A 10,825-nucleotide genomic window follows, 5' to 3' on the forward strand; every position below is an offset into this window, starting at 1 on the left:
GTACGGGTCACACGACGCCCGGGGCCGGTTCGTTTCCGGCGCCGCCACGTCAGGCGGCGCCGGGGCCGGTGCATCCCGTGCCGGTTCATCCGGTGCCGGTTCTTCCCGTGCCGTTTCGTCCGGTGCCGGCTCGCAGGGCGGCACCGGTCTGCGCCGGACTGCGCCGGTGCGATCAGCGACAGGGATCAAAGACGGCGGGGGATCGAAGACGGCAGGGATCAGGTACCGGCAGGAATCACAGGCAGAGCAGGGTGCTGTGCGAGCTGTGCTTGTCGCACAGGAGCAGGCTCGCGCTGCTGACGTCGCCACCGCCGCCGCCGTCGGTCTGCGGCTCGGGGACGTCCATGCTCTGCAGGTCGAGAAGGGCCATGGTCTCTCCTAGGTTTCGGGGCCCGCCGGTTGCGGACCTGTCGGGGACGTTGGTGCGGCGTTCGGCCCGTACGCGGTGTTGTCACGCACGGGCCCGTTCGGCCCCGGTCGGGGCCGTCTGTGGGGCCGTCGCTCCGGACGGCGAGGGTGAACTCCCGGTCGCATGGCGCCGGTTGGGCAGGAACGGCAGGCTCGCCCCGTGCGCCGCGCCCAGCGCGAGCAGGCATCCGGCCGTACCGGTCGCGAGGTCCATGGAAAGGCGCAGCATCTGGTCGCCGGGGAAGGCGCGATGGCCTTCGTACGCCATGGCGTACCAGTCGAGTCCGGCGGTCTGTGCGTCGAGCGCGGCGGCGGGCGCCCCGGTGCGGGCCAGGTGCCAGACCATGCCGGCCCGCCCGTTGAACAGGCCGGGCTGTGCGTAGTAGCGCAGCCGGGCCGCGGGCGCGATGGCCGCCCGCGCCCGGGCGAACTCCTCGTCGGCGCGGTGCACGAGGTAGTCGTCGAGCACGGCCGCGATCCCGACGCTGCCCGCGCCGAGATACGGCATCGTGCGCACGCCTTCGTCGACGACGAGCGCACCCGTCGCGTCGGTCACACAGCGTCCGAGGTCCGCGCGCAGGGCCGCCGCGGCCCGGTCGAGGAACGCGGGGTCCCGCGTGGACTCGTACAGCCTGAGGAAGAGAAGTGCCGGGCCGCTGGAGCCGCGCAGGAGTCCGGCGCGCGGTGCGGGCAGCCGCGCGGCCGTGATGTCGGCTGCTTCCAGGGCGAGTTCACGCAGGGCCGGCTGATGGACCGCAAGGTGATCCAGTACGAGGCCGAGGCCCGCGAGGCCGCCGTGCAGATCGGGGGCGAGCCGGCGCCAGTTCTCGCCGAGCACACGGCCGATGAGGTCGAGGGCGCGTTCGGTGTGGCCGAGCCGGTCGAGCACGAAGGCGACGCCCGCGAGGCCGTCGTACAGGCCGAGCGGTGTACCTTCGGGCGGCGCTGCGGTGCGCCTGAGCAGCCACTGTTCGCCTTCTTCGTCGCGGGGGCAGCCGGTCTCGGCCAGCGCGTACAGCACCCCGGCCGCGCCGTGCGCGAGCCCGAGCCCGCCGCCGTCGGCGAACTGCGCGATATCGCCCGGGTACAGCCGGTCCTCCCGCTCGGGCGTGGCACTGGCCGAGATCGCCGCCACGAGCGTGTCGCGGCTGCGCGGCCAGTCGCCGGCGGCGGGCTCCTCGGGAATACGGGGCGGTGCGCTCGGCCCCTCGATCACCCGTACCGCCTCGTCGAGGAACTCCCGTGGCAGATCCGGGAATTGGGAGCACGCGATCCGGGCCAGATGGGCGGCCTTCCCGCGGTCCACGGCGAGCAGCGTCGTCATCGGCACGAACAGCGCGAGTTTCATGCACGCCAGCGCGTAGTGGTCGACCTCGAAGCCGGAGCGGTCGGCCGGCGCGAGGAACCCGGGGTGGGCGATGGCCTGCCCGCGGTGCTCCTCGACCGGGGTGGCGGCCTCGAAGTCGAGCAGTTTCACGGTGTGTTCGTCCTCGCCGACCATGATGTTGAACATGTGCAGGTCGTTGAAGACGAGCCCCCGGCTGTGCACCGCGCCGACGGCCCGCTCGACCTCCCGCAGGATGCCGAGCGCCCACCGCGTGTAGTCCGCCACCGCCCGCGGGTCGGGTTCGACGGCGAGCAGCGGATGGCGGCGTGCGAAGAAGGAGTTGAGGGTGGTGCCCGGCAGATGGTCCATGACGAGGAAGCGGTGCCCGTCGACCTGGAACCAGTCCCGCAGGCCGGGCGCGACGCCGAGACCGCCGAGCCGCTCGAGGGCGGCCCGTTCCCTCCCCAGGCGGGTCACGGCGTCCGCCCCGTCGGCGGCGAGACCGGCGTGCGGCCGCGCCTCCTTCAGCACCACCTTCTCTCCGGTCCGGGTGTCCGTACCGGCGTACACCCCACCGCCGTTGGAGAAGTGCAGCGCCTTCTCTATCGCGTACGGCAGATCGGTGACGGTCGCCGCGTTGCGGGCGTCGAGGTGCGGCCGCAGGAACGCGGGCAGTGCGACCCACTCGGGCAGCCGGAACACGGGATCTCTGCGATCGGGTACGAGGGTGCCCTCGGGGTTCTCGATCGCGGGCACGAGGCGGCCGTCCTCGCCGACGCAGTGCCGTTGCACGAACGCGCCGTAGCGGACGTAGAGCGGGCCGTTCGCGTACCGCAGATCGGTCAGGATGTACGGGCCCGGCTGTCCGCCGATGAGCTCTTCCAAGTCCCGCAACACGCTCGCGAGTTCGGTCTCGTCCTTCGGATAGACGGTGACGAACTTGCCGCTCGAACCGCGCTGTGCGTACTTGGAGTTGCGCAGATGCAGCGCATGCGGTCCCGGCACGAACTTGAACGGCAGTCCGCGCGGTACGCAGTAGTCCCACACCACGGCCGCGGTCTTCTCCGCGGTGTCGAGGCAGGCCGAGACATGTATCTTCCAGCCCTGCCGCGGCCGGTCGCGGGTGCCCGGGTCCAGGTGCAGCCAGTCCCCCGCGGTCTCCCGGCGCCAGCCGGCGGGTGCGGGCCGGCGCGCCGCCTCGTACTGCGGGACGGCGCCGTCGCGTGAGGTGATCCGGTCCGGCGTCTCGTAGAAGTACCGGTCCGCGAGGCAGAACACCTCGTACCTCTTGTCCATCCCGAGCCCCCTCCTGCGGCGTGGCAACGAGATTTCCACGCCGTCCCGTACGGGGTAAGTCGCCTTTGTCACGACGGCACCATGACGAACGCACGAGTAACCACCGGGCACGGAAAAGGGGCCCCGCATGCGGGGCCCCTTCTCCTTCGCGCCGTGAATGTCGGTCCTCGTACGGATACGACGTCAGTCCTCGGGTGGATACACCGACTCCCCCGAGCCGAGCAGGGTCAGGGTGATCGCCTCCACCGGACACCCCTCGGCCGCCGCGAGGATCTCCTCACTGGCGTCCGCTTCGGATTGCTGAGGGTGCGACTGGCGCGCCGTATCGAGCCGGAACCCCTCGGGCGCACTGGTGACGCACATCCCCGACCCGATACAGACCCCCCGGTCCACCTCGACGTGCCAGCGGTCTCCCATCAGGCACTCACCCCTCGTAGCCGTTGGGCAGGTGGATCATCTTGTTCTCGAAGTACTCGCCGTACCCCTCGGGTCCGAACTCACGACCCAGGCCGGAGTTCTTGTAGCCGCCGAACGGGCCGAGCATGTCGAGGCTGAACGTGTTCACGGAGTACGTGCCGGTGCGTACCTGCCGGGCGATGTCGATGCCGCGCTCGGTGTCCGCGGTCCACACGCTGCCGCTCAGGCCGTAGTCCGAGTCGTTGGCGATCTTCACGGCCTCGGTCTCGTCGCCGTACGGCAGCAGGCAGATGACCGGACCGAAGATCTCCTCCTGCGCGATCCGCATGGAGTTGTCGACGCCGCCGAAGAGGGTCGGCTCGACGTACCAGCCCTTGTCGATGCCGGCTGGGCGACCGCCACCCGTGAGGATCTTGGCGCCTTCCTCCTGTCCGATACGGATGTAGTCGAGGGACCGCTGCTGCTGGCGCTTGGCCACCAGGGGGCCGCATTCCGTGGCCGGGTCCAGCGGGTCGCCCACCTTGAGCGCGCCGGCGGCTGCGGCGAAGGCCTCCGCGAACTCGTCGTAGCGGGAGTTGGGCACGAGGATGCGGGTCTGGGCCACGCACGCCTGGCCGTTGATCATCCAGGCGAAGGGCACGATCCCCTTGACCGCGGTCTCCGCGTCGGCATCCGGCAGGATGACGGCCGCGGACTTGCCGCCGAGCTCCAGGGTCACGCGGGTGAGGTTGCGGGCGCAGACCTCCATCACGCGCTTGCCGGCACCGACGGATCCGGTGAAGGAGACCTTGTCGACGCCCGGGTGTCCGACGAGGTACTCGCTGACCTCGCGGTCGGCGGGCAGCACCGAGAGCACGCCCTCGGGCAGCCCCGCCTCGTTGGCGATCTCCGCCAACAGGTAGGAGTCGAGGGGTGCTTCGGGCGACGGCTTGAGAACCGCCGTACAGCCGGCCAGCAGCGCGGGGCCGAGCTTGGCGGCCGCGGTGAACTGCGGGACGTTCCACGGGATGACGGCTGCGACGACACCGACCGGCTCGCGACGCACGATGATCTTGCCGAGGATGCCGTCGCGTCGCTCCTCGTACGAGAAGTTGCGGGCGTTGGCGATGGCGGCGTCCCAGGCCATCATCGCGGCGAGGGCCTGCACCATGATGCTCGAGGTGTAGGGAGTGCCGTTCTGGGAGCTGATGAGGCGGGCTATCTCCTCATGCCGTACGAGAATGGCGTCCTTGATCTTGGTGACGACCTCGATGCGTTCGTCGAGGCTCATCCGGGGCCAGGGGCCCTCGTCGAAGGCCCTGCGTGCGGCCGCGACCGCACGGTCCACATCGCCCCGGGCCGCGTGCGGCACCCGGCCGATGACCTCCTCGGTGTGCGGGGAGATCACCTCGATGACGTCCTTGCCGACGGGATCGATCAACTCCCCGCCGATGAACAGCTTTCCGTGTTCCACGAGCTCGGTCATGACCGGCAGCCTCCTGCGGGGCGGTTCCTGACACCTTTTCAGACTCTGGCTTCCCGGAACTGATACCAGTTCTAGTTAGAGGTTTCCAGAGGTGGGACGGGGCCCGCACCTGACGGGGCCACCCCAGTTGGATACCCCGTCAACTGACGTCCAGGAGTAGATGACTTGGGCTACTACTGAAACTAGTTCTAGTTATAGTGGTCGGGGCCGGAACGGCCGCACCCGGCGAGAGAGGCGGCGCTCCATGACGCAGGTGACCGAGCACGGCGGTGGCGTCTGGTCGCTCAAGGTGCCGATCCCGGACAACCCGCTCGGCCACACCCTCGTCCACCTCCTCGACACCGACCGCGGCCCGGTCCTCATCGACACGGGCTGGGACGACCCGGAGTCCTGGGACACGCTGGTCGGCGGTCTCGCGACGCTCGGCATCGCCATCAAGGACATCCACGGTGTCGTGATCACCCACCACCACCCCGACCACCACGGCCTGTCGGGACAGGTGCGTGCGGCGTCGGGCGCGTGGATCGCGATGCACCCCGCGGACACCCATGTCGTACGGCGCACGCGCACACAGGTGCCGGGCCAGTGGCTGGACTACATCACCGCCAAGCTGACCACCGCCGGCGCCCCGGCGGAGCATCTCGCCCCGCTGCACGCGGCCCGCGAGTCCGGGCGCATGCGCACGGTTCCCGGCCTCGACTCGGCGCTCCCCGACCGGGAGATCACCCCGGGCGAACTGCTCGACCTGGCGGGCCGCCGGCTGCGCGCGATCTGGACGCCCGGGCACACACCCGGCCACGTATGCCTGCATCTCGAAGAGGAGCACCCGTCCGGTCTCGCGGGCAACGGGCGGCTGTTCTCCGGGGACCATCTGCTCCCGGAGATCTCCCCGCACATCGGCCTGTACGAGGACCCGGCCGAGGAGGCGGTCACCGATCCGCTCGGCGACTACCTCGACTCCCTCGAGCGGATCGAGCGCCTCGCGGTCGCCGAGGTCCTGCCGGCGCATCAGTACGCCTTCACGGATCCCGCGGGCCGCGTACAGGAGTTGCTGGCCCACCACGAGGAGCGCCTCGCGGGCCTGCGCCGGCTGCTCGCCCAGCCCCTGACCCCGTGGGACCTCGCGGTCCGCATGGAGTGGAACCGCCCCTGGGACCAGATCCCCTACGGCTCGAAGAACATCGCCGTCTCCGAGGCCGAGGCCCATCTGCGCCGCCTGGTGAAGCTGGGACATGCGGAGGCGGTGGAGGGCAGCGATCCACTGACGTACGTGGCGACCTCCAGCCCTGCCGGCGCGTGAGCAGATCCTTCAGCCCCTGCGGCGTTTGAGCAGATCTTTCAGCCCCTGCGGCGCTTGAGCAGATCCGAGCGAAGCTCGGATGCGGGGGTCCGGGGGGGAAGGCCCCCGTTTCGGGGAGGGGGGGGGGGGGGGGGAAGGCCCCCGCCGGCGCCCCCCACCCCCACCCCCCCCCCTCCGCAGGCGCCACCCATCCGCAGGCACCACCCACCCCGCACCCACCCCGCCCGACAGCGAAACCGCCCGTTCTGACCGGCCGGTACAGTGGGCGACGCAATCACCACACCCGTACGGAGGGAAGCCGGTGCGAACCCGGCGCTGACCCGCAACCGTGTGCCGCTGCCGCGAGGCAGCCGGCGAGCCGGAATGCTCCAGGGGTGTGAGTGGCTCCAGTCGCCGGATCAGCCGGCGACCCGGACCGTCGAGGTATACGGATCCGGAGCCCGGTGCCTTCGCGGGCCCGTGCCCGGCCCAGCAGGAGAGGCACCGCCCGATCATGAATGTCCGCCAAAGCGCCGCCGCGCTGGCAGCCACCGCCGTGCTCTGCATGGCCGCCGCCCCCGCGGCGACCGCCGATACGCAGCCGCCCGCGAACCTGCCCTCGGGCCTGTACGGCAAGACGGACCCGAAGTTCGACGGCGTCTTCCGCCAGTCGTACGCCCTGCTCGCCCAGGACACCGTCGGCGAGAAGCCCGCCGCCAAGGCCGTGGACTGGCTGACCGGTCAGGCCTGTGACAACGGTGCGTACGCCGCGTTCCGCGAGGACCCCTCGAAGGCGTGCGACGCCAAGACGGTCGTCGACTCCAACTCCACCGCCTCCGCGATCCAGGCACTCGCCGCGCTCGGCGGCCATGGCGAGGACGTCAAGAAGTCCGTGGCGTGGCTGAAGTCGGTGCAGAACCAGGACGGCGGCTGGGGCTACAGCCCGGGCCTGCCCTCCGACGCCAACTCGACCTCCCTCGTCATCGGCGCCCTCAAGGCAGCCGGCGAGAACCCGGCCGAGGCGAAGTCCCAGAAGGACAAGGCCCCGGCCGACGCGCTGGCCGCCCTCTCCATGGACTGCGAGAGCGGCAAGGGCGCCTTCGGTCTCGCGGACATGAAGACCGGCAAGCTCGCCCCGAACGCCGACGCCACCGCCGCCGGTGTCCTCGGCGGCCTGGAGCAGGGCCTCGTCGCGAAGGCCGCCGACAAGACCGAGCCCGTGAAGTGCGCCAAGGCCGCCGACGCCAAGGCGGCCGCCCTCGTCGGTGCCGGGTACCTCTCCGACGTCCTCGCGAAGGACGGTTTCCTGAAGTCCTCCATGCCCGGCGCCGAGGACCAGCCCGACTACGGCAACACCGCCGACTCCGTCGTGGCCCTCTCGGCGGCCGGTCTGACCGACCAGGCCAAGAAGCCCCTGGAGTACCTGGAGAAGAACGGCGCCGCCTGGGCCGAGCAGTCCGGCTCCCCCGCCGCGTACTCCCAGCTGATCTTCGCCGCCCACGCGGCCGGCGCCGACCCGAAGGACTTCGGCGGCACGGACCTCGTCGCCGCCCTGAACGCCATGGGCCCGGCCCCGCAGAAGGCCGGGTCCGCCGACGCGGCGAAGGACGACAAGAAGGACGACGAGGGTTCGTCGATGAGCGTCTGGTGGATCATCGGCGTCTTCTTCATCGCCAGTGTCGGCATCGGCTTCCTGATCAGCGGCCGCAAGAAGAACCAGCTGTGAGCACGCTCCGACGCGGCGGCATCGCCCTCCTCGTGGGGGCGGTGCTCGCCGTACTGTTCGCGGCTCCCGCGCAGGCGGACGCGTACCGCTACTGGTCGTTCTGGTTCAAGGACGACAAGGGTGCCTGGGCCTACGCCACGCAGGGACCCGCGACCGCGAAGCCCTCGGACGGCGATGTGGAGGGCTTCCGCTTCGCCGTGAGCGAGGACTCCGCGAATGCCGCCGAGCCGCGCGAGAACGCCTCGTTCGAGGTGATCTGCGCGGACACGGAGAAGAAGGACGGGCAGAAGCGGATCGCGCTCGTCATCGACTTCGGCACGGACAAGGACGCCGCGTCCGGTGAGACACCCCCGAAGCCGCGTACCGCCTGTGCGCAGATCGACACGGACGCCACCTCGGCGGACGCGCTCGCCGCGGTCGCCAAGCCGCTGCGGTACGACAGCAACGCACTGCTCTGCGCCATCGCCGGGTACCCGAAGAGCGGCTGCGGCGAGCAGCTCTCGGGTGACACCCAGGGGTCCGGTGACGCCGCCGAGAAGACCGCGGCCTCCGAAGGCGACGGTGACGGCGGCCCGTCCGTCGGACTGCTCGCCGGGGTGGCCGCGGTACTCGTGCTCGGCGTGGCAGCGATCTGGCAGGCCCGCCGCCGCAGGGGCTGAGCCATGAGCTCGAACGGCGCCGTCGCGCGCAGTGGGGACTCCCCTGCTCCGGGGGCACCACCCTGCTCGAAGAGGTCGGGGAAGCAGCCGAGAGGTCGGGGAAGGCTCGCCGCCCCGGTCGCCACCCGCGCCAACGCGCTGCACCCGGGCGCCTGGTGGCTCTGGGCGCTCGGCCTCGGCACGGCCGCGTCACGCACCACCAACCCGCTGCTCCTCGGCCTCCTGGTCGGGGTCGCGGGCTATGTGGTGGCGGCGCGGCGTACGGATGCGCCCTGGGCCCGTTCGTACGGGGCGTTCGTGAAGCTCGGTCTGCTCGTGCTCGCGATCCGGCTGGTGTTCGCGGTGGTCCTCGGCTCGCCGATCCCCGGCTCGACCGTCCTGTTCCGGCTGCCCGAAGTCCCGCTGCCGGACTGGGCGCAGGGCATCCGCCTCGGCGGCAAGGTCACCGCGGAGGGCCTGCTCTTCGCGCTGTACGACGGTCTGAAACTGGCCACGCTCCTGATCTGCATCGGTGCCGCGAACGCGCTCGCCAACCCGGCCCGGCTGCTCAAGTCGCTGCCGGGTGCGCTGTACGAGGCCGGCGTCGCGGTGGTCGTGGCGATGACGTTCGCGCCGCAGTTCCTGTCGGATCTGCAGCGGCTGCGGCGGGCGCGGCGGCTGCGCGGCCGTGCCGACAGGGGGATCCGGGGGCTCGCGCAGGTCGGCCTGCCGGTTCTGGAGGGCGCGCTGGAGCGGTCGGTCGCGCTCGCGGCGGCCATGGACGCGCGCGGGTACGGACGCAGCGCCGCCGTGCCCGCCCCCGTACGGCGGATGACCGCGGTGTGCACGCTCGGCGGTCTGGCCGGTGTCTGCGCCGGTACGTACGGGCTGCTCGCCGCGGAAGGTGCGCGCTACGGGCTTCCCGTACTGCTCGGCGGACTCGCGCTGGCCCTCGTGGGGCTGTGGCTCGGCGGGAAGCGCTCGCTGCGCACCCGCTATCGGCCGGACCGGTGGGAGCTGCGGGCCTGGCTGGTGTCGGCGTCCGGTGTGGCGGTCGCGGCGCTGATGATCGCCGCGGCGACCGCGGATCCGGCGGCCCTGAACCCCGGTGTCGTCCCGCCGACGGCGCCCGAGCTGCCGCTGTGGCCCGCGGCGGCCGTGCTCATCGGACTGCTGCCCGCCTTCGTCGCCCCAGCACCGGCACCGGCCCCGGCCCCGGCCCCGGCCCCGGCCTCCGCCCCCGCCTCCGCTTCTGTGCGCTCTCCTCGGAAGGAAGCCTCATGATCCGCTTCGAGGATGTCTCGGTGACGTACGACGGCGCCGCGCAGCCCACCATCAGCGGGGTGGAACTCAAGGTTCCCGAGGGCGAGTTGGTGCTGCTCGTCGGCCCGTCCGGAGTCGGCAAGTCGACACTGCTCGGCACGGTCAGCGGACTCGTCCCGCACTTCACGGGCGGCACCCTGCGCGGCCGGGTCACGGTCGCGGGGCGCGACACCCGTACGCACAAGCCGCGTGAACTCGCCGATGTGGTCGGCACCGTGGGCCAGGACCCGCTCTCGCACTTCGTCACGGACACCGTCGAGGACGAGCTCGCGTACGGCATGGAGTCCCTCGGCCTCGCGCCCGACGTGATGCGTCGCCGCGTCGAGGAGACCCTCGACCTGCTGGGCCTCGCGGACCTGCGCGACCGTCCGATCGCCACGCTGTCGGGCGGCCAGCAGCAGCGGGTCGCGATCGGCTCGGTCCTCACTCCTCACCCCCGGGTCCTGGTGCTCGACGAGCCGACGTCGGCACTGGACCCGGCGGCCGCGGAAGAGGTGCTCGCGGTGCTGCAGCGCCTGGTGCACGATCTGGGCACGACGGTCCTGATGGCCGAGCACCGCCTGGAACGCGTGGTGCAGTACGCGGACCAGGTGGTGCTCCTGCCCGGCCCGGGCCAGGCCCCCGTGCTCGGCTCGCCCGCCGAGATCATGGCCGTGTCCCCGGTCTTCCCGCCGGTGGTGGGCCTCGGCCGCCTCACGGACTGGTCGCCGCTTCCGCTGACGGTGCGCGATGCCCGGCGCAGGGCGGCGTCGCTGCGGGAACGGCTGGCGGGGGTGGCGGTGCCGCCGGTGGAGGGGCGGGAGTTGGTGGAAGGCCGGGCGCCGGTGGAAGGCCGGGCATCGGCGGCTGGGGGCTTCGGGGCGGCGGGTGAGGGGCGGGTGTCGGCGGGTGAGGGGGTCACGCCGCCGGGCGGGGCGCGGGGGGCCGGCGCTGTGGGGCGTTCGCC

At 71.9% G+C, this 10,825-nt stretch carries 9 protein-coding genes and 1 riboswitch; of the genes, 5 read left to right on the forward strand and 4 right to left on the reverse strand.

Features of this window, described 5'->3' with window-relative positions; translation table 11 throughout:
- Positions 1 to 235: 235 nt before the first annotated feature.
- From JAO81_RS40615 to JAO81_RS40630, 4 genes are all read right to left on the reverse strand, one after another.
- The gene (locus JAO81_RS40615; RefSeq protein ID WP_199553037.1) at positions 236 to 370 is read right to left on the reverse strand and encodes a SapB/AmfS family lanthipeptide; all 135 of its coding nucleotides are present in this window, start codon (positions 368 to 370) and stop codon (positions 236 to 238) included.
- 81 nt (positions 371 to 451) lie between these two features.
- A complete protein-coding gene (gene lanKC / locus JAO81_RS40620) occupies positions 452 to 3,031 on the reverse strand; it encodes a class III lanthionine synthetase LanKC (protein ID WP_199553038.1) in 2,580 nt (859 codons plus the stop codon).
- A gap of 183 nt (positions 3,032 to 3,214) precedes the next feature.
- Complete coding sequence (locus JAO81_RS40625) at positions 3,215 to 3,448, reverse strand: ferredoxin (protein WP_199553039.1); 234 nt, start codon at positions 3,446 to 3,448, stop codon at positions 3,215 to 3,217.
- 7 nt (positions 3,449 to 3,455) lie between these two features.
- Positions 3,456 to 4,913, reverse strand: a complete 1,458-nt coding sequence (locus tag JAO81_RS40630; protein ID WP_199553040.1) for an aldehyde dehydrogenase — start codon at positions 4,911 to 4,913, stop codon at positions 3,456 to 3,458.
- A 244-nt stretch (positions 4,914 to 5,157) separates the two neighbouring features.
- Between JAO81_RS40630 and JAO81_RS40635 the strand changes: the two genes are divergently transcribed.
- The 5 genes from JAO81_RS40635 to JAO81_RS40655 all read left to right on the forward strand — a co-directional run.
- Complete coding sequence (locus tag JAO81_RS40635; protein ID WP_199553041.1) at positions 5,158 to 6,213, forward strand: MBL fold metallo-hydrolase; 1,056 nt, start codon at positions 5,158 to 5,160, stop codon at positions 6,211 to 6,213.
- A 293-nt stretch (positions 6,214 to 6,506) separates the two neighbouring features.
- A riboswitch (cobalamin riboswitch) is annotated at positions 6,507 to 6,580 on the forward strand.
- Positions 6,581 to 6,706: 126 nt separating this feature from the next.
- Positions 6,707 to 7,918 (forward strand): prenyltransferase/squalene oxidase repeat-containing protein, encoded by a 1,212-nt coding sequence (locus JAO81_RS40640; protein ID WP_199553042.1) that lies wholly within the window; start codon positions 6,707 to 6,709, stop codon positions 7,916 to 7,918.
- Complete coding sequence (locus JAO81_RS40645; protein WP_199553043.1) at positions 7,915 to 8,577, forward strand: SCO2322 family protein; 663 nt, start codon at positions 7,915 to 7,917, stop codon at positions 8,575 to 8,577. The genes JAO81_RS40640 and JAO81_RS40645 overlap by 4 nt, the downstream gene beginning before the upstream one ends.
- A gap of 3 nt (positions 8,578 to 8,580) precedes the next feature.
- Positions 8,581 to 9,840 (forward strand): energy-coupling factor transporter transmembrane component T, encoded by a 1,260-nt coding sequence (locus JAO81_RS40650; RefSeq protein WP_199553044.1) that lies wholly within the window; start codon positions 8,581 to 8,583, stop codon positions 9,838 to 9,840.
- Positions 9,837 to 10,825: ABC transporter ATP-binding protein (locus JAO81_RS40655; protein WP_233416615.1), on the forward strand; the 989-nt coding region annotated here is incomplete at its 3' end. The genes JAO81_RS40650 and JAO81_RS40655, both read left to right, overlap by 4 nt.

This window comes from Streptomyces sp. N35, assembly GCF_016464295.1.
GTDB lineage: Bacteria > Actinomycetota > Actinomycetes > Streptomycetales > Streptomycetaceae > Streptomyces.

Excerpts from the sequence above, each read along its gene's own strand:
- JAO81_RS40640 (WP_199553042.1), top strand. The coding sequence starts at position 6,707 with ATGAATGTCCGCCAAAGCGCCGCCGCGCTGGCAGCCACCGCCGTGCTC.
- JAO81_RS40615 (WP_199553037.1), bottom strand. The coding sequence starts at position 370 with ATGGCCCTTCTCGACCTGCAGAGCATGGACGTCCCCGAGCCGCAGACC.
- JAO81_RS40630 (WP_199553040.1), bottom strand. The coding sequence starts at position 4,913 with ATGACCGAGCTCGTGGAACACGGAAAGCTGTTCATCGGCGGGGAGTTG.
- JAO81_RS40635 (WP_199553041.1), top strand. The coding sequence starts at position 5,158 with ATGACGCAGGTGACCGAGCACGGCGGTGGCGTCTGGTCGCTCAAGGTG.
- JAO81_RS40625 (WP_199553039.1), bottom strand. The coding sequence starts at position 3,448 with ATGGGAGACCGCTGGCACGTCGAGGTGGACCGGGGGGTCTGTATCGGG.
- JAO81_RS40650 (WP_199553044.1), top strand. The coding sequence starts at position 8,581 with ATGAGCTCGAACGGCGCCGTCGCGCGCAGTGGGGACTCCCCTGCTCCG.
- lanKC (WP_199553038.1), bottom strand. The coding sequence starts at position 3,031 with ATGGACAAGAGGTACGAGGTGTTCTGCCTCGCGGACCGGTACTTCTAC.